20 protein-coding genes are annotated in these 16518 nt (G+C 59.4%); 3 read left to right on the forward strand and 17 right to left on the reverse strand.

Translation table 11 applies throughout. The features are described from left to right. Positions 1–106: 106 nt before the first annotated feature. The 7 genes from phnL to phnG are packed head-to-tail and all read right to left on the reverse strand — an operon-like array spanning position 107 to position 5195. On the reverse strand, positions 107–811 hold the full coding sequence (gene phnL, locus FIV03_RS07445; protein ID WP_055660504.1) for a phosphonate C-P lyase system protein PhnL: 705 nt from the start codon (positions 809–811) through the stop codon (positions 107–109). An 8-nt stretch (positions 812–819) separates the two neighbouring features. Next, positions 820–1608: a phosphonate C-P lyase system protein PhnK gene (gene phnK / locus FIV03_RS07450; protein ID WP_055660045.1), complete on the reverse strand. Its 789-nt coding sequence runs from the start codon at positions 1606–1608 to the stop codon at positions 820–822. Further along, entirely contained in the window at positions 1605–2534 is a 930-nt protein-coding gene (locus FIV03_RS07455) for an alpha-D-ribose 1-methylphosphonate 5-phosphate C-P-lyase PhnJ (protein WP_055660043.1), read from the reverse strand. Before FIV03_RS07455 ends, phnK begins: the two co-directional genes overlap by 4 nt. Continuing rightward, the gene (fosX, locus tag FIV03_RS07460; protein ID WP_152509110.1) at positions 2531–2959 is read right to left on the reverse strand and encodes a FosX/FosE/FosI family fosfomycin resistance hydrolase; all 429 of its coding nucleotides are present in this window, start codon (positions 2957–2959) and stop codon (positions 2531–2533) included. Before fosX ends, FIV03_RS07455 begins: the two co-directional genes overlap by 4 nt. Continuing rightward, positions 2956–4080 (reverse strand): carbon-phosphorus lyase complex subunit PhnI, encoded by a 1125-nt coding sequence (locus tag FIV03_RS07465; RefSeq protein ID WP_152509111.1) that lies wholly within the window; start codon positions 4078–4080, stop codon positions 2956–2958. The genes fosX and FIV03_RS07465 overlap by 4 nt, the downstream gene beginning before the upstream one ends. A 3-nt stretch (positions 4081–4083) precedes the next feature. Beyond that, positions 4084–4710 carry a phosphonate C-P lyase system protein PhnH gene (phnH, locus tag FIV03_RS07470; protein WP_152509112.1) on the reverse strand — a complete coding sequence of 209 codons (627 nt, stop codon included), beginning with the start codon at positions 4708–4710 and terminating at the stop codon, positions 4084–4086. Further along, positions 4710–5195 carry a phosphonate C-P lyase system protein PhnG gene (phnG, locus tag FIV03_RS07475; RefSeq protein ID WP_152509113.1) on the reverse strand — a complete coding sequence of 162 codons (486 nt, stop codon included), beginning with the start codon at positions 5193–5195 and terminating at the stop codon, positions 4710–4712. The genes phnH and phnG overlap by 1 nt, the downstream gene beginning before the upstream one ends. A 132-nt stretch (positions 5196–5327) precedes the next feature. On the opposite strand from phnG, the gene phnF reads away from it, so the two are divergent. Continuing rightward, entirely contained in the window at positions 5328–6068 is a 741-nt protein-coding gene (gene phnF, locus FIV03_RS07480; protein ID WP_023002654.1) for a phosphonate metabolism transcriptional regulator PhnF, read from the forward strand. A 60-nt stretch (positions 6069–6128) separates the two neighbouring features. On the opposite strand, the gene FIV03_RS07485 is transcribed toward phnF, so the two are convergent. Next, on the reverse strand, positions 6129–7184 hold the full coding sequence (locus tag FIV03_RS07485; RefSeq protein WP_173013799.1) for an AraC family transcriptional regulator: 1056 nt from the start codon (positions 7182–7184) through the stop codon (positions 6129–6131). Positions 7185–7240: 56 nt separating this feature from the next. On the opposite strand from FIV03_RS07485, the gene FIV03_RS07490 reads away from it, so the two are divergent. Then, positions 7241–7549 carry a DUF1330 domain-containing protein gene (locus FIV03_RS07490; protein WP_152509115.1) on the forward strand — a complete coding sequence of 103 codons (309 nt, stop codon included), beginning with the start codon at positions 7241–7243 and terminating at the stop codon, positions 7547–7549. A gap of 40 nt (positions 7550–7589) precedes the next feature. Here the strand turns inward: FIV03_RS07490 and FIV03_RS07495 are convergent, their stop codons facing one another. The 8 genes from FIV03_RS07495 to FIV03_RS07530 form a co-directional block, all read right to left on the reverse strand. Further along, a complete protein-coding gene (locus FIV03_RS07495; RefSeq protein WP_023002657.1) occupies positions 7590–8123 on the reverse strand; it encodes a hypothetical protein in 534 nt (177 codons plus the stop codon). A gap of 284 nt (positions 8124–8407) precedes the next feature. Beyond that, on the reverse strand, positions 8408–9331 hold the full coding sequence (locus FIV03_RS07500) for an alpha/beta hydrolase (protein WP_286202272.1): 924 nt from the start codon (positions 9329–9331) through the stop codon (positions 8408–8410). A 53-nt stretch (positions 9332–9384) separates the two neighbouring features. Then, positions 9385–9939 (reverse strand): helix-turn-helix domain-containing protein, encoded by a 555-nt coding sequence (locus FIV03_RS07505; RefSeq protein ID WP_173013800.1) that lies wholly within the window; start codon positions 9937–9939, stop codon positions 9385–9387. A gap of 178 nt (positions 9940–10117) precedes the next feature. Beyond that, on the reverse strand, positions 10118–10948 hold the full coding sequence (locus FIV03_RS07510; RefSeq protein ID WP_152509117.1) for a metallophosphoesterase: 831 nt from the start codon (positions 10946–10948) through the stop codon (positions 10118–10120). Beyond that, positions 10945–11313, reverse strand: coding sequence for a cupin domain-containing protein (locus FIV03_RS07515; protein ID WP_152509118.1), 369 nt, complete (start codon positions 11311–11313; stop codon positions 10945–10947). The genes FIV03_RS07510 and FIV03_RS07515 overlap by 4 nt, the downstream gene beginning before the upstream one ends. Before the next feature lie 108 nt (positions 11314–11421). Next, entirely contained in the window at positions 11422–12258 is an 837-nt protein-coding gene (locus FIV03_RS07520) for an alpha/beta hydrolase (RefSeq protein WP_353622188.1), read from the reverse strand. Positions 12259–12336: 78 nt separating this feature from the next. Continuing rightward, positions 12337–12804, reverse strand: a complete 468-nt coding sequence (locus tag FIV03_RS07525; protein ID WP_152509120.1) for an SRPBCC family protein — start codon at positions 12802–12804, stop codon at positions 12337–12339. Next, a complete protein-coding gene (locus tag FIV03_RS07530; RefSeq protein ID WP_208993430.1) occupies positions 12801–13163 on the reverse strand; it encodes a metalloregulator ArsR/SmtB family transcription factor in 363 nt (120 codons plus the stop codon). The genes FIV03_RS07525 and FIV03_RS07530 overlap by 4 nt, the downstream gene beginning before the upstream one ends. 237 nt (positions 13164–13400) lie before the next feature. On the opposite strand from FIV03_RS07530, the gene FIV03_RS07535 reads away from it, so the two are divergent. Further along, complete coding sequence (locus FIV03_RS07535) at positions 13401–14135, forward strand: Stf0 family sulfotransferase (RefSeq protein ID WP_173013801.1); 735 nt, start codon at positions 13401–13403, stop codon at positions 14133–14135. 271 nt (positions 14136–14406) lie between these two features. Here the strand turns inward: FIV03_RS07535 and FIV03_RS07540 are convergent, their stop codons facing one another. Next, positions 14407–16419 (reverse strand): methyl-accepting chemotaxis protein, encoded by a 2013-nt coding sequence (locus FIV03_RS07540; protein WP_152509122.1) that lies wholly within the window; start codon positions 16417–16419, stop codon positions 14407–14409. Between the last annotated feature and the right edge of the window lie 99 nt (positions 16420–16518).

The raw sequence follows: 16518 nt of genomic DNA on the forward strand, positions 1-16518 counted from the left end.
TGGCAGGGCCACATCCTTCAACTTTCTGAGGGAGTGACCTAAAGGCGGGCGGTGACTTTTCTGTGACAGTTTCCGCCCGTCTGCAAGCCTTTCCTCATCTCGTGGCTCAGGCGGCTGCCTCCGCGCTGAAACCGGTCACGTCGATGATGCGGTCGGCGATCTGTTCCCGGACGTCCTGGTCGTGAAGAATGCCCACCATGGCAACGCCCTGGGTTTTCTTTTCTTCCACCAGACGCACGACCACGGCCCGGTTGGCGGCATCGAGAGAGGCGGTTGGCTCGTCCAGCAGCAGGATCGGATAATGGGCAATGAACCCCCTGGCGATGTTCACGCGCTGCTGCTCGCCGCCGGAGAACGTGGCGGGCGGCAGGGTCCAGAGGCGCTCGGGCACATTCAGCCGCGACAGCAGGGAGCGGGCCTTGTCGACGCCTTCTTCCTCGCTGGTGCCCTGGGCGATAAGCGGCTCGGCGACGACGTCTTCGGCCGAAACACGCGGGATGGTGCGCAGGAACTGGCTGACATAGCCGATCGTGTCTTCACGCAGTCGCAGAACCTTGCGCGGCTCAGCCCCGGCAATGTTGACGATTTCATCGCCAACCGTCACCAGGATCTGACCCTCGTCACAGCGGTAGTTGCCGTAGATCATCTTGAGGATCGAACTCTTGCCGGCACCGGAGGGGCCGCCAAGGACGACACATTCGCCGGAATTCACCGAGAATTCGACCTTCTCGACCACAGGAATGACGGTTCCGCCCTGCAGGTGCATGGTGAAGGACTTGCCGACGTTGTTGAGATAGAGGCGTACGGGCATTTCGGTCCTCATACCTGGAGAATGGAAGAAACAAGCAGCTGGGTATAGGGCTCGCGCGGATCGTCGAGCACCTGGTCCGTCAGTCCGCTTTCGATGACGTTGCCGTGGCGCATCACCATGATCCGGTGCGACAGCAGCCGGGCAACCGCAAGGTCGTGGGTGACGATGACCACGGAAAGTCCGAGATCGGCCACCAGACGGCGCAAGAGGTCGAGAAGACGCGCCTGCACGGAAACGTCCAGACCGCCAGTCGGCTCGTCCATGAAGACCAGTCGCGGCCTTGTGACGAGGTTGCGGGCGATCTGCAGGCGCTGGCGCATGCCGCCGGAGAACGAGCGCGGATCATCATCGATGCGGTCGCTGTCGATTTCCACCCGTCCCAGCCAGTCGTCGGCGGTGGAGCGGATGTTGCCATAGTGGCGCTCGCCAACCGCCATCAGCCTTTCGCCGACGTTGGCACCAGCGGAAACGTTCATGCGCAGGCCGTCCGCAGCATTCTGGTGCACGAACCCCCAGTCGGTGCGCATCAGCAGGCGGCGCTCGGCCTCGGTCAGCTGATAGAGGTTGCGCATGGTGCCGTCGCGCATGCGGTATTCGATGGCTCCCGCCGTCGGGGCGAGACGTGTCGACAGGCAGTTGAGCAACGTGGTCTTGCCGGAGCCGCTTTCGCCGACGATGGCGAGCACCTCACCGGGCCAGAGATCGAAGGATACATCGGCGCAGCCGATGCGGTCGCCATAGTAGCGGGTGACGTTGTGAACCTGCAGCAGCGGGTCCGCGGACGGAAAGGCGTTCATCGGGCGGTCTCCTCTGCCTGGGTGGCGCCGAACTGGTGCGCCGCCGGATCGGCAGCCATCGGGCCGAGATGGCCGTCCGCGCGCCGTTCCTCGCAATAGTCGCTGTCGGAGCAGACGAACATGCGCCCGCCCTTGTCATCCAGGATCACCTCGTCGAGATAGACATTCTCCGCGCCGCACAGGCCGCAGGGCTTGTCGAACTTCTGCACCTCGAAAGGATAGTCCTCGAAGTCGAGGCTCTTCACCTTGGTGTAGGGCGGAATGGCGTAGATGCGTTTCTCACGCCCGGCACCGTAAAGCTGCAGGGCTGCCATCTGGTCGATCTTCGGGTTGTCGAACTTCGGCGTTGGCGAAGGATCCATCACGTAGCGGTCGTTGACCTTTACCGGATAGGCGTAGGTGGTGGCGATATGGCCGTTCTTGGCGATGTCCTCGTAAAGCTTCACATGCATGAGGCCGTAATCCTCGAGCGCATGCATCTTCCGGGTCTCGGTTTCGCGTGGCTCCAGGAAGCGCAGGGGCTCGGGAATCGGCACCTGGAAGACGATGATCTGGTCTTCGCGCAGGGCCTTTTCCGGAATCCGGTGGCGGGTCTGGATGACGCTTGCCTCCGATGTCTCGTAGGTGGTGCGCACGCCGGCGGTCTTTTCAAAGAAACCGCGCAGGGAAACCGCGTTGGTGGTGTCGTCGGAGCCCTGGTCGATCATCTTCAGGCAATCGTCCTTGCCCAGAATTGCCGCCGTGACCTGCACCCCGCCGGTGCCCCAGCCATAAGGCATCGGCATTTCACGCGAGGCGAAAGGCACCTGGTAACCCGGTATCGCGATGCCCTTCAGGATTGCCCGGCGGATCATGCGCTTGGTCTGCTCATCCAGATAGGCGAAGTTGTATTCGCCCTGTTCGAAAATCTGAGCCGTGTCGTTCATTGCGCAGCACTCCGTTCCCTGAGTATCCGGCGATAGTGGTCGAGGCGCATGTCCAGCGTTCCGGTGTGCAGCTCGAACAGGTGATTGTCGTTGTCGTAGAAGTAGATGGACCTGCCTTCACCTTCGACGCGGGCGCGTGGTGGTTTGACTTCCAGGCCAAGGCGCTCGACGGCTGCCAGCTTCGTGTCGAAGTCTTCCTCTTCGATCTTGAAGGCCACGTGATTGTAGGTGCGCTCATTCAGGGCATCGCCCTGCATGATCGCGATCCAGACGTCACCGACCAGAAAGAACTTTTCCTGGGAGAGGGAAAAGGTGGCTTCTTCACTGGAGTAGACTTCCCGGGCCCCGAGTACCGTCGTCAGCAGGTTCGTCATCCTGTCCAGATCACTGACGATGAACGTCATATGACTAAGTCCGCTGCTCATTCCGCCGCCTCCTGGGCGGTGCTGCCCTCTTCTTCTTCCTGGTGGCGTTTTTCGAACCATTCGCCGCGCATCCGGCGCACCAGATCGAGTTCGGCCTGGAAATCGACGTAATGCGGCAGCTTCAGGTGTTCGACGAAACCGGTCGCCTGGATGTTGTCTGAATGGGACAGGACGAATTCGACATCCTGAGCCGGAGCAGACTGTTCCTCGCCCAGTTCCTGCCAGCGCATGGAACGGTCGACCATGGCCATGGACATGGCCTTTCTCTCCACCTGCCCGAAGACGAGGCCGTAACCCCGGGTGAAGGTCGGGGCGGTCTTGGCCGAACCCTTGAACTGGTTGACCATCTGGCACTCGGTTACCTTGATGGCGCCGAGCGTCACGGCAAAGCCGAGTTCCTCGGCGAAGAATTCCACCTCGACCTCGCCGTAGCGGATTTCGCCGGCGAAGGGGTGTGTGCGGCCGTAGCCGCGCTGGGTGGAATAGGCCAATGCCAGCAGGAAGCCTTCGTCGCCACGGGCAAGGTTCTGCAGGCGCAGGTCCCTGTCGGCCGGGAAGGACAGGGGCTCGCGGGTCAGGTCGCCGACAGGCGCGTCCTCGTCGGTTACCGGGTCCGGCTCCATCAGGCCTTCGTCGCCAAGCAGGTCGGTGACGCGCGGCATGCTGCCTTCTTCAGCGGTTGCTGTTTCGACCGGCTTTTCGAGACCGTCCTCTTCGGCGGCCAACGCGAAATCCAGAAGGCGGTGGCTGTAGTCGAAGGTCGGGCCCAGAACCTGGCCACCCGGCAGGTCCTTGTAGGTGGCTGAAACGCGCCGTTCCACCAGCATCTTCGCGGTGTCAATCGGCTGGCTGTAGCCGAACCGTGGCAGGGTCGTGCGGTAGGCACGCATCAGAAACGCAGCTTCGATGAGGTCTCCGCGCGCCTGCTTGATGGCAAGCGCGGCCAGCATCTCGTCGTAGAGCGAACCTTCGCCCATGACACGGGCAACGGCATGGGACAGCTGTTGGGCGATCTGCTCCAGCGTCAGCGAGGGAACGGAGGTGTCGCCCCGGCGGCGCTTGGCCATGAGCTTGTGGGCGTTGCGGATGGCCTTTTCACCACCCTTTACGGCTACATACATGGATCAGACCTCCGCTTTGAGGATGCAGGTGGAACGGGGCAGGGCAGACAGCGCATCCTCACCGGCAAAAACCAGATCGATACCCCGTGGAAACTGGCGGTTGTTGGCAATCACCTGGTCCCAGAACACCGGCGGCAACGGACCGGTGCCGAATGCCACGGTGTCCTTGATGCCCGGACCGCTAAGAGAGACGGCCGGATGGGACCCGAAGTCCTGTCCGGTCAGGATCACCGTTGTCGACCGGTCCGGATATTCGGCGGACCCCTGGTTGAAACTTGCCAGCGGGATCATGCTCACCGGTGCGCTGACCAGCGCAAAGGCCGCTTCCACCGGTTCGGTGACAATCGGGCAGCCGGTGTGGAAGCGCAGAAAGGTCTTTACGGCGTCCGAGGTCATCAAAGGCTTGTCGAGCCAGATCGGCGTGTCGTAGTCGAACAGGGTCAGGGCGATGGCGGCGGCCACCTGCGTCAGCGGTGCGGGCGGCTTCAGATTGCCGGCGGAAATCGCCTGCCGCGTACCCGGCCGGGCCATGGCATTCATGATCGCGCGAAAGCAGCCCTGCGCATCGTGAACCGGGTCCTGAAATCCTGCGGCCAGCGGTGCGGCGGCGGTCTGTTGTGCTGCGTTCATCAGTTGTCTCCCCGCACCATGGTGAAGAAGTTGACCTTGGTGGCCTCGGTTTCCTCGCGAACGGTTTCCTGCGTTCCTGCCTGGGCTTCGGCCAGCGGCGCGATGATGTCCGTCTCGATGCGCTCCTGCATTGCAGGGTGTTGCCACAGGGCGTCGATCACGGCGGACTGCAGCGCTTTCTGCTTGTTGCGGCCAAGGCTGTAGGCATTGCCGGTTTCACCGGTTTCCAGGCGAACCACGCAGCGGGTGACGGTGACTTCGCCCAGGTTGAATGGACTGCCGGTGCCGCCCATGCGGCCGCGCACCATCACCAGGCCTGTTTCTGGCTGGCGCACCAGCTCGTAGCTTTGCGGCGGAAGTGCGCTGAATTTTTCCGCGACGGCCTCGGCGGAGGCTGCGGCCAGTGTCGCGATCACCTTCTGGCGGGCGCTCACGGCTACGCCGGGTTGGGTGTCTAGGGAGGCGGAAGAGGTAATGTCTGTCATGAAGCGCGCCTTTTGGGTTGGGCGGTTCTTCGGAAAGCGTTTGAAAACGCCCTTGTCCTAGACTCGATTTGTCTATTTGTCTAGACAAATAATCCGGTTGACTCTTTGGTACCGAAATTTGATGACGGGCTCATGACGACGAACAGCACTCTCGACCGCAGCGCCGGAATTGCGGTGTGGCGCCAGATCATGGAAACGCTGAAGGCGGAAATCGTGAGCGGGGCCTTTGAAAAAGGCAGCCGCCTGCCTCCGGAATCCGAGCTTGCAAGCCGGTTCGGCGTCAACCGCCACACAGTGCGCCGGGCGATCGCCGCGCTGACGTCGGATGGCATTCTGCGGGCCGACCAGGGCCGTGGCACCTTTGTTGCCTCAGCCCCGCTCAGCTATCCCATCGGCCCACGCACGCGCTTTTCGGAAATCGTTTCAGGCCAACTTCGGGCACCGTCCGGACGGTTGATCGGCTCGGCTGTCGAGGAAGCCGACGCCCTTCTGGCGCATCAGCTTGGCGTGCCGCTCGGAACGCTGCTCATTCGCGTGGAAACCCTGCGCGTTGCCGACGGTGTGCCGATGATCGCGGCCACAAGCTGGTTCGAGCAGTCCCGCGTGCCCAATTTCGTCGCCGATTATGCCGACACCGGATCAATCACCGCGGCTTTGCAACGCGCCGGCATTTCCGATTACCGCCGCAAGGAAACGCGCATCACGGCCGAGCTGGTGGAAAACCGCGATGCCCAGCAGCTTGGTCTGGCGCTGGGCCAGCCGGTGATGGTGATGGAAAGCGTCAACCTGGACATGACCGGCAAGCCCCTGCAATACACCCGTGCCCGCGTGGCGGCCGACCGCATGCAGCTGGTGGTCAGCGGCGAGGTTTAGACGCTCGCATTGACGCGAGGCTGGTTCGCCTTTTTCGCTCGGTGAGCCATGCCCGAAGGATCAACCAATCCGCCGCCAGGCTCCGGGTGACATGCCCGCCATCTTCTTGAACGCGCGGGAAAACGCCGCTTCCGACCGGTAGCCCACGTTCCAGGCGATTTCCGCAATTGATGATCTGCTGTCCCGCAATTGGCGCGCCGCGAGCTGCAGGCGCCACGACGTCACGTATTGCATCGGTCCCTGACCCATTTTTCCGGCAAAGCGTTCGGTCAGAACCGTGCGGGACGTGTTGATCTGCCGGGCAAGGCGTTCCAGCGTCCAGTCCGATGCCGGGTCGGCGTGTATGGCGGTGATCGCGGCACCGGCGACCGGGTCGGTGAGGGCGCCGAGCCAGCCTTCGCTCGCCGGAGCCTTCGACAGCACATGGCGGCGAAGCGTTTCGATGAAGATCAGTTCGCACAGATGCAGGCGTACACTCCGGCTGCCGGGCTGGTCTGACTGTATTTCTGTCCGGGCTATGTCGATCAGCCTTTGCAGACTGTCATAAGTCCTTTCGGATGGCGAGACAAGAAGCCGGCGTTCGAGCCTTGCAAGCAGAGGGTTGAAGGGTCTGGCGTCGCAGGCGAGGAACCCGCACAGGAACAACGCCCGCGGGTCTCCGCCACCGCCTTCCGGAACGATGCTCGGCAAGCGTCCGGCGGCAAGGTTTTCGAAAAAGTCGACAACCTCGTCCGCACTGAACTCGGGAGGCGTTCCAGCTGCGCTTTCCATCCGGTACCCATCGCCCTGCGGGAAGACGAGAACGTCACCCCGGTTGAACCGGATGGGCGCCTCGCCCGGTATGGAGGCCAGGCCTGAGCCTTCCAGGACGATATGATAGGACAGCACGTGCTGCCCGGGATCTGCAAGGATCGCGCGGTAGGCATCCGTGTGGGGAATATCGACGCACCAGGGGTCGCTGGCATCCACCAGGAACATCAGCGCACCGGTCAGGCGCACGAGGTTCAGAACGTCAGCGAGTGGATCCTGTGCCGGTCCAGATCCGGCAAGGGCTGCCGTTTCCCGCGCGGATGCGGGGGCAGAACTTGCGGACGGTGGAGCATGGAGCCGGGACATGTCCGAGTTTAGCATTTCCAGCCGCAGGTAAGAAATCAACGGAAGGACACTTCGCCATGGCTGCATTCGTGTTTTTCGATGTCAGGGAAATCCACGATCCGGAACGGCTTGGTGCCTATCGCGCCAAGGTCTTTGAAACCGTGGAGCACTTTGGCGGGCGCTACCGTGTTCTCGGCGACATGGATAGCGTTCTGGAAGGTGACTGGACGCCCAATATCCCGGTGCTGATCGAATTTCCCGACAGCCAGGCTGCCCGAGCCTGGTATGGGTCCGATCTTTATGCCCCGCTCAAGAAAGACAGGATTGCCGCGGCCCGTTGTGACGGCGTTCTGTTGGGCGGGTTCGAGCATGGTCCGGGCACTTGAGGAAACAAGCGCCCGTGACGGGTGCGTGGCCGACGCTTGATCAGGATTCCGGCAAATTGGCCGGGTCGAAGTCGCACATCTCGGCGGCCTTGGCGAGGCTCTCGCTGAAGCCGGCCGGCGAGAAGCGGCCGTAGAGCCATGTTTCACCCAGGCTTTCGCGCTCGACGGAAATGTCGATCGTCGTCTGCGCATCTGCCACTGCGGCAGCCATGTCCTTCACGAAGCCGGACGTCATCGAGATCTGGTAAGGGTCCTGCATGCCGACGGGAAACATCTCTCCTCCCAGCCAGGAATCTTCCCCGTCGATGGTGATTTCAACCAGGTCGGTCTCGGCCCAGGGGTCTTCTTCGTTTTCGGTGTAGGGCGCATATTCGTATGTGAAATCCGCGTTGTAGCCTTTGACGTCGAAGCTGAACTGCAACGAGCCGGAGGTGTCGCGCGCCGGGGCGTTGTTATAGACAAGGCAGGTGCTGCCGATCCTGGCGGCTTCCCAATCGCCGCTGCTGAACGGCGCGGCAGCCGCACCTGTTGCCGGCAGCAAGGCCAGCACCGAGACAAATGCTCTGAAATTCATTCCAAAATACCTCAAATGCATATTGATATGCGGACACCGGCCCCTCGCGCGGCGGCGACCTCTGCGCACGCTCGAACCTTCGCCATTTCCGGCGGCGCGGCGCATGCGCATTGCTGACTAGAAGCGAATTTGCTTAAGGACAGGTTCCGTAAACCGCACGTCCGGCTTCAGATCAGCCAACGATTGCTGCCAGATGGCATGCTCCATTGGCACATCGAGGAAACGGCAACTCCAATAGTGAACAGAATTAGTCCCAAAACCTTGGTAGGAATGTAGTTCTCCGCCTAGCGGGCCAAGGCGAAACGTATCATTCGATCTGCAATTTCGCGGTGGTGCGACCTGGGTAATTCATGGCCGACCCCTTCGAGGATCGCAAGCTCGGCCCCTGGTATGCCTTCAGCCAGGGCTCTGCCATTTTCGACCGGCAGGATAGGGTCCTCCGATCCATGCAGGACGAAAACCGGGCAGGAGATCTCGCGGAAACGGCCAGCCCAGTTTTCCCGCGTTGTCCGGGAAGAATGGTTGAACATGCTGGCGGGGCTCTCGGTTCGATCAAGGACCTTCTCCACCCTTGCGAGTGCCGCTTCTGCATCGAAGGTGTTTGCAGTCCCGCAGCACAGCCTGTCTATTTCGACGAGGAAACCGGAAACGCTTCGCCTGTCTTGCCAGTCCAGTTCTCCGAAACCCGCAAAGTGTCGAAGAAAATCATCGGAGATTGTCGGAAGTGGAGCACCGTCCCAGCCCAAAGGTTCACTTCCGATCAGCGTGACGGAGTGAATGCGCTCCGGATGAGACAGGGCGAGCATCTGGGTGATATATCCGCCGAGGGACATGCCTGCCAGGTGTGCCGCTGGCAGTCCGTATGACTCCATTACGGCCAGGACATCCGTCGCCATGTCCTCAATCGCGTATGTCGCCTCACCAGGCGGCACTGTTGTTGAGCATCCGGTATCACGATGGTCGAAGCGAATGACAAAAAAACCCTGTTCGGCCAAGATGTTGCACAATTCATCCGGCCACCCGAGCATGGACGCCGTCGCCCCCATTATGAGGAGGAGTGGCGTACCTTCAGGAACTCCGAAGGTCTGGGTTGCAATGCGAACGTCTCCACTGTCGACAAACATCAGGTCTCCGCTCTCTCTGGCAAGAGAGCTTCTTGCAAAGACTACAGCTGACACGACCAACGCCATGGCATCTCGCCGATTCATTGCGCTCTCCATTTATAACCTACGCGCAGGTTATAAATGGAGGTGAGCTTTTGTCAATCGATAGGCAGCCACTTGAACGCAGTTTCGAGACGTTCGAGGACAAAGGCTGGCAATGGAACTCTTCCGTCACTTGCAACCCATTGCATGGTGGCGCCAGCGATTATGGCATGCAGATGAGCTGCAATCTCTTCCGCATCCTGATGGCCGGCGAAACGAGCCGCTATCGCGGCCTGGACAAGTTGATACCGTTCGTTTGCACAAGCCCGGAGAATGGGATCGCGCGCTTCCAGAGCCGCGATCGCAACCCGTGCGGAGAACCCCTCTCCGCTGCCCATGCTCTCGACAATCTCGACCAGAAACTGCCAGAGATTGTCTTTTCCCCGGTTGACAGGAAGTTCGGCAAGCCAGGCCCTGGTCGTGTCGACCTCATGTCTTGCCATCCTGTGGAGGATGGCGTCGCGATCACCAAATCTCTGGATGAGAGTTGCCCGGGAGAGCGCTACCCGGCTGGCAACGTCACTTAATGTGAAGCCTGCTCCTTTTTCCGCCAGGACTTCCAGAGCGGCATTGAGAACATCAATATCCGAAACTTTCTTTGGCCGCGGCATTCTTGATCCGTCTTGTGGCTGAGCTGAAAGCCTTGTGTCGCACGTCATCAGAAATCCGCGCAAGGAAACAATGGCTACGCTGAACGAAGCAAGACATGTTGCGAGGGGATAACCGGGAGGCTGAAAGTCTTAGTGGCAACCCAAAAAGCCGCTGCGTTAACCCGAATGCTTACTATAACTACGCGCGCTGCTCGAAGACGAAGGGAGCGAGAGGAGCTAGCGAGCGTTTCCGAGAGGGAGTGAGCCTCAGCTCAAATGGATCGTTCCCGAAAACTTGCCACTCAAGTTTGGAACCGAGTTTCAGAAGACCCCAGGCGTGGGCAGGCTCTCCGCCCGTGGTGAAGCATTCGGTCAGGCTTTGCTGTGTGAGGTGTGGAATGCCGTCAATTGTTGTGACCGTGTTCCGGTGCACGTGTCCTGCTATACAGGCGAGTGGCACCCGCGCCTGGGCAATAGCTGCGCGGATGCGCTGTGATTGCGGATAGGTCGAATATTCGGCATTTCGCTCAAAATAGTAATTGCCGATCTGGCTGTGTCCTGAAAACGGGATGTGACTGGCGATCAGTGTCGGCTTGTCCGCCTGCTGGGTCATCTGAGATAACCAGCGAAGGTCGGCTTCAGGCAGAACAAACCCTGCGTTCGTCTCATGATATGTGAATTTTGTATCGGCGCGCCACACTGCAAGTTGCCAGCCGCCGAGGTCAATTACGGTGTTATCCAGCCCTGTGCGCAGGATATCCGCGTTTTCACCAACACTCAGGTTGTCACGATCATGGTTGCCGCACAAATGCTGGACCGGGGCGTCCAGTTCCGCGAAGATTTCTGCAACCTCTCTCTGGAGACGCATATCTGTTTGTTTGTCAACGTCGGTAATGCGATCTCCCAGATCAAGAACAATGTCTGGCTTTTCGGTGTTTGCCCACACCACGAATTCCGCGAGAGAATGGAGAGCAGATTTTCCATGCGTTGCGTGATGATGAATATCTGTAACAACTGCAATTCTGATCATGTGATCTGATCCTGGTTCGGAAGCGCGATGGTTCTGTCACCGCGGGACGTTGGGGTCGATATGACCAGAAACGTCACTCCGGAACGTTCGTCGTTTCTTGCCTGATGGGATACAAGGGGCGGGATCTCGATGCCCTGCCGGGCTGGGACCTTGTACAAATGGCCTTCTATCTCCATCGTCAACCAACCATCGAGAACATAGAAGAATTGCCTCGCGCGGGAGTGATAGTGACGCTGTTCGGCTGTGCCTGCGGGCATGAACTCCTCGATAATCAGGAGTGGGTCGCTGTTCGCCAGAACCCAGCCGTCACAGTTGTCGCCCCAATTGTAGTGTGCCGCCGTTGCGGTGCTCACGAGCGTGTACATGCCTTGTGACCTGTGTTGAGGTTTGATTTTGTTGTGCGTTCTGCACGAGCGGCAACACCGGTGCCTGCGTCGGAAATTGTCGATGCCGGCCAGCCCGATCTGGGAGGGTTAGTCGAACATGCCTTTCGGTGTTTCTCCCGCAAGGAAGGGGGCAATGAACGCATTAAGTAATTCCGGTTGCCGAATGATCGCGGTGTGGGAGGTTGCCGGCAATATCGCAAGGCGCGACGCGGGCAAGGGATTTCCCAGATCACCCATGGAACCGCCGCCCAGAAGACGGAACATTGCCACCGAGTGCTCAAGGGTCGAGACGTCGGCGTCGCCGGAAATCAGGAGCACAGGAGCCTGCAAGGTCCTGACGTCCTCTTCCCAGGATACCGGCTCATGCTCCAGACCGATCATGCGTGTTACGAAATCGTCGAACCCGTCCGGATCGGGTGCCAACCGCTTCCAGTCTTGCTCGATCGGTGTTCCGGTGAACATATCCGGCGTCATGGAGGGTACCATGGCGCGATATTCCGGCTGCATGCCCTCAATGTCGTAGGCAAGGGATGCGGCGACCAGTTGATCGACCTTCCCAGGGTGGCGCACCGCAAGCTGAAACCCGACTGCGGCGCCCATGGAGTAGCCGAAAACGTCTGCTTCTGGCAGGTTCAGGGCATCCATGAATAGGGCAACATCTTCTGCCAAGGCAGGGTAAGTTATGGACCTGTCTATATCTTCCGTCCGGCCGTGCCCTTGGAGTTCGACCGCGTAAACGCGTCTGGTCTCCGCCAGCATTGGGATGATGTCACCCATAGACTGAATGTTCATGTATGCCCCATGGAGGACAACAATCGGTTCGCCTTCACCGCTTATCTCGTAATACATCCGCATGCCGTTCACCTCGGCATAGCCGTTTTGTGTTGTAGAGTCGGCAAGCGCGATGCTGGGTGACGCCAGCATCGACAAGATCCAAGCCGCACTCGTCATATGTCTTTTCATGGAAAGGTTATCCTCAGCCTTGCCTGTTGCGCCTGACTGTCAAAGACTGCGCGCGAAAGCTTCGAGTTGGTCGAGGCAGGTTCCCCATCCAGAGTGGAAACCCATTTCCTCGTGCCGTTTTCTGTCTTCCGGATTTTTGTGCATCACCAATGCCCGGTAATAGGTTCCGCCTTCGGTAGGGCGCATGGTGATGTCCACGCTCATGAACGTTTCGCCGTTGGGCCTGAAACCTGGCCCCATGGCATCAGTCCAGACCAGTCGCTGCTCGGGTTTTGCAAGTAGAACGCAGCCGGGAGGTTCTGCCATTTCGTTCCCTTCCGGCGACGCCATAACGACAGTGAAAATCCCGCCGGGATGCGGTTCGATAGCGGCCCGCGCCACTGTCCACGGTTTGGGGGCAAACCATTGAGCAAGCAGCTCCGGTTCTGTCCAGGCGCGCCAAAGCTGTGCGGGAGATGCGGAAACCCTCCGTTCGAGCACCAAATCAAGTTCGGGGTCGTGTGTCATTCCTTGTCCTCTGCCTCATTCATGTTGGCCAGAAATGCGTCGAGCCGATCGAGCCGCGCCTCCCAGTGGCGTCGCTGTTGTTCCAGCCAGCCTTCTGCAGCACGGACCGTTTCCGGGCGAAGGCGGCAAGTTCGGATTCGGCCGGACTTATTCGTTTCGATCCAACCGCTCTTCTCCAACACATTGATGTGTTTGAGAAAACTCGGCAGCGCCATTTCATGGGATGCCGCAAGTTCCGAAACCGGGGCTGGTCCATTGACCAATTGTGCGATTACCGCACGCCGGGTCGTGTCGGACAAACAGTGGAAGATCGAATCTAAGTTAGCCATATGGCTAAGTAATGATGCTGCGTCCGTCATGTCAAGAAAGTTTTCCAGTTGGCTAACTTTTAGTCGGTACTAGCCCTCTGGCTGGCGCAATCATCGACCGGAGGGGAGATCCGCTTCGTAGGGTTCTGCGTGGCAAATTGATCCATCAATCGCTTTGAAGGCGCCTGCCTGCCGTTTCAAGGCGATGTGTCGGAACGCCTGTTGACCTGCAAATCCAGGCGGCCCAAGCTTGCGGTTGCCAACATTTTTTCCGGGCGAGGTACCGTTGTGACAGCCCCACACCGCCTTGCGTGCGACACGATCGTTTTTGCGTCCACGCAGAGAACGGGCAGCACGGCGCTGGCAACGACGCTGAGTGCGTCGAAGGTGACCCGGCAAAGCTACGAGTGGTTCGGGCAGGGGCATTTCGACAAGAAGATCCGGCACTTCCTGCCGGAGTTTCACGATCTGCCCGCAACGGCAGAAGAGCTGAAGCGCTATGTGCGGGCGATCCGGGATTTTGACGCCGGTTCGGGTCTGCCGGTCTCGCTGATGCTGCACAATTATCAGTTCGACCTGCTGCGGGAACTCGGCGTGACGATGCTGGAGGAGCTCTTTGGCGACTGCCTCTACGTCTACAATCACCGGGGCGACATCTACTATCAGGCCGTTTCGCTTCACATTGCCATCCAGACCCAGCAATGGGTTTCCGCGCAGGAGCGCATCGCCGAGCCCAGCTACGATTTTGAAAGCATCGACTGGCTTGTGAACTGGATTTCGCAGGACTGCGAAAGCTGGCTGGCCTATTTCAGACAGAACGGCATCGTGCCGTTCCATGCCGCCTATGAGCGCTTCGCCCAGGATCCCCGTGCGGCAACACAGCTCCTGCTGGACTGGCTGGGCATGCCCGACCAGGCTATCGAAACGACTTCACTGCAACGCCAGGCGAGCGGCCTGAACACGGATTTCTATCATCGATATCTTGCCGAATGCGGCACCCGCAGAGCTTTGCAGGAACCTTGAGCGAACTTGCGTGGGCGTTGGTCCGGCAGTCGATTTGCTCCTCGCACCGCCCATTTGCAGGTTGGCTGGCGATGCTTCGCTGCTCGGTGATTGTCCTGTTGCTGAGCCTCAATACAAGCCAGTGAACGTCAGAAATGAGGGCTCATGTCGGAACATTGCCGCGCGGTCGAGTGGGGAGATTTCCGGGCACGGACATCAATTGCTCTCACTGTCCTGCGCGCCGGGTTTTTTAGCGCACCGGGCACGCAGGAAGGGAAAGGGGGAGCGAGGCTTATGCTGCGGCCACGCCCTCCAGGAATGTGTCGACTGCCGCCCGCAATTCCTGAGTTCGGGCGATGGCGTCGGTTGATCCTTTTTCGACCTCTTCGGCGGAACGGCTGGTGCCTGTCGCCGCCTCGGTCACGCCGGCAATATTCTCGGCAACTTCGCGGGTTCCGGTTGCGGCCTGCTGAACATTGGACGAAATCTCCGCAGTTGCCGCGCCTTGCTGCTCAACCGCAGATGCGATGCCCGAGGTGTACTCGTTGATTTCATGCATGGTGTTGGCGATCATCTGGATGGCTTCAACCGCTTCTGCCGTGGCAGACTGAATGGCGGTGATCTGACCACTGATTTCTTCGGTCGCCTTGCCGGTCTGGCTTGCCAGTTCCTTCACTTCGGAAGCAACAACGGCGAACCCTTTGCCCGCGTCACCCGCTCTTGCCGCCTCGATGGTCGCGTTGAGTGCAAGGAGGTTGGTCTGTTCGGCAATTGCCGAAATCAGGTCGACCACTTCACCGATCCGCTGAGCGCCTTCCGAAAGGCTCTGCACCTTTTCATTGGTGGAAGCTGCTGTCCGTGTCGCGTTGTCGACAACTGTCTTTGTGTCGGTGACCTGCCGGCTGATTTCACTGATTGACGAAGACAATTCTTCGGCCGCCGAAGCCACCGTCTGGACATTGGTGGATGCTTCCTCGGAGGCTCCCGCCGCACTTGTCGATCTCATCGATGTGTCTTGAGCCAGTGACGCCAGGCTTGCGGCGGCAGATTGCATCTGGTCCATGTTGCTGCCAACCGACGCAAGCAGTTCACCTGATCGCGTGCGGAAGGTGTCGATCAGGGTCTCCACCTTCTTCTGGCGCAGCTCACGTGCCGCCTGTTCTGTCCTGGCTTCCTCCTGAAGTCGTGCCTGCTGCATGACGCCGTCTCTGAAGCCTGCAATTGATTTGGCAACCGCGCCGATCTCGTCACCACGTGCGGCATCAACAAACGCCACACCCGTATTGCCGGCCGCAAGTTCACGCGCGTCTTCAACAAGGCGGGCGACAGGCACCGTGATGCCATAGGTGATAATGAACGCCAGGCCGCAGGCAATCAGGAAAGCCGCCACGGCAACGATGGCGACGATGTCCTTGGTGTAGTTGGCGATATTAATGCCATCCTGGGCGACGGCCGCCTGGGCAATGACGGTGCTTTCCTTGACTTCCGCAGCCAGCTGGCTGATTTCCTGGCCCAGTCTGATCGACTCTGCCTTGATGCTGTTTCGTTCCAGAATGATGTCCCGGACACGCGTTGCCGCCGTTTCATAGCTGCCGATCATCGGGCCGGTTTGTTCAAGGACCTTCTTCCGTTCGGCGTCCTTGATGCTGGTCTCAAGCGCGGTCAGCTTGTCCCGGAGGGCACTTGTCTGCTCGAGCATGAAATCGATATCTGCGGGATTGTTGGATATCAGGAACTTGGTGACATAAAGCCGGGCCAGCAGGAAATGCTCCTGCGCCTGGGCCGCGAGGTTGGCTGTGCCGTATTCGCCGTCTGCCGTGGCAGACTGGTTGATTATCGTCAGGTTCTTGCGCGCTTCCGGGCCTATCTGGTCCAGCTTGTTGGTAACAAGATCGTCGCGTTCCTTGTAAAGCGCTGACACCTTTTCGACGTCGTGCTTGTAGGTCGCCATATCCTCTTTCATCACCGCAAGGCGCTTGACCCGTTCGGGATTGAAAATCTCCGTCTCGGCGAGGGTCAGCCCTTCGTCCATCTGACGTTCGTACTCATGGACGACCTTCAGATCTTCAGCAGAGCGGCTGTTGAAGTAGACATCCGTGTAATACAGCAGCTTGGCCATGTCGGCGTTCAACTCGGAAGCGAGCAACGCGTCCCCGCTCATGTCCTCGACGTCTTCCATTTCATTGGCAACAGTGCCGAAGCTAACAAAGGAAACCACACCAATTGCCGCAAGGAGAAGAGCGACCAGTCCAAAACCACCAGCGATCTTGTACTTTATTTTGATGTTGCCAAAGAGTTTGTCCATTCTGAGTTCCAAAAATAGTAGCGATCAGACTTGGGAGTATCGTTCCTAATATTGAATAACGTTTTAAAGGACTCTTTGAAAAAACTATGGATGGTTACG

The sequence above is a fragment of the Labrenzia sp. THAF187b genome, assembly GCF_009363375.1.
Taxonomy (GTDB): domain Bacteria; phylum Pseudomonadota; class Alphaproteobacteria; order Rhizobiales; family Stappiaceae; genus Roseibium; species Roseibium algicola.

What these genes read in the sequence shown, in the direction of transcription:
- phnH (WP_152509112.1), bottom strand. Translation starts at nt 4,710, where the DNA reads ATGAACGCAGCACAACAGACCGCCGCCGCACCGCTGGCCGCAGGATTT.
- phnF (WP_023002654.1), top strand. Translation starts at nt 5,328, where the DNA reads ATGACGACGAACAGCACTCTCGACCGCAGCGCCGGAATTGCGGTGTGG.
- FIV03_RS07485 (WP_173013799.1), bottom strand. Translation starts at nt 7,184, where the DNA reads ATGTCCCGGCTCCATGCTCCACCGTCCGCAAGTTCTGCCCCCGCATCC.
- FIV03_RS07525 (WP_152509120.1), bottom strand. Translation starts at nt 12,804, where the DNA reads ATGACACACGACCCCGAACTTGATTTGGTGCTCGAACGGAGGGTTTCC.
- FIV03_RS07540 (WP_152509122.1), bottom strand. Translation starts at nt 16,419, where the DNA reads ATGGACAAACTCTTTGGCAACATCAAAATAAAGTACAAGATCGCTGGT.
- FIV03_RS07510 (WP_152509117.1), bottom strand. Translation starts at nt 10,948, where the DNA reads ATGATCAGAATTGCAGTTGTTACAGATATTCATCATCACGCAACGCAT.
- FIV03_RS07500 (WP_286202272.1), bottom strand. Translation starts at nt 9,331, where the DNA reads ATGAATCGGCGAGATGCCATGGCGTTGGTCGTGTCAGCTGTAGTCTTT.
- FIV03_RS07465 (WP_152509111.1), bottom strand. Translation starts at nt 4,080, where the DNA reads ATGTATGTAGCCGTAAAGGGTGGTGAAAAGGCCATCCGCAACGCCCAC.
- FIV03_RS07520 (WP_353622188.1), bottom strand. Translation starts at nt 12,258, where the DNA reads ATGCTGGCGTCACCCAGCATCGCGCTTGCCGACTCTACAACACAAAAC.
- phnK (WP_055660045.1), bottom strand. Translation starts at nt 1,608, where the DNA reads ATGAACGCCTTTCCGTCCGCGGACCCGCTGCTGCAGGTTCACAACGTC.
- fosX (WP_152509110.1), bottom strand. Translation starts at nt 2,959, where the DNA reads ATGAGCAGCGGACTTAGTCATATGACGTTCATCGTCAGTGATCTGGAC.
- FIV03_RS07490 (WP_152509115.1), top strand. Translation starts at nt 7,241, where the DNA reads ATGGCTGCATTCGTGTTTTTCGATGTCAGGGAAATCCACGATCCGGAA.
- FIV03_RS07505 (WP_173013800.1), bottom strand. Translation starts at nt 9,939, where the DNA reads ATGCCGCGGCCAAAGAAAGTTTCGGATATTGATGTTCTCAATGCCGCT.
- phnL (WP_055660504.1), bottom strand. Translation starts at nt 811, where the DNA reads ATGCCCGTACGCCTCTATCTCAACAACGTCGGCAAGTCCTTCACCATG.
- phnG (WP_152509113.1), bottom strand. Translation starts at nt 5,195, where the DNA reads ATGACAGACATTACCTCTTCCGCCTCCCTAGACACCCAACCCGGCGTA.
- FIV03_RS07515 (WP_152509118.1), bottom strand. Translation starts at nt 11,313, where the DNA reads ATGTACACGCTCGTGAGCACCGCAACGGCGGCACACTACAATTGGGGC.
- FIV03_RS07530 (WP_208993430.1), bottom strand. Translation starts at nt 13,163, where the DNA reads ATGACGGACGCAGCATCATTACTTAGCCATATGGCTAACTTAGATTCG.
- FIV03_RS07495 (WP_023002657.1), bottom strand. Translation starts at nt 8,123, where the DNA reads ATGAATTTCAGAGCATTTGTCTCGGTGCTGGCCTTGCTGCCGGCAACA.
- FIV03_RS07455 (WP_055660043.1), bottom strand. Translation starts at nt 2,534, where the DNA reads ATGAACGACACGGCTCAGATTTTCGAACAGGGCGAATACAACTTCGCC.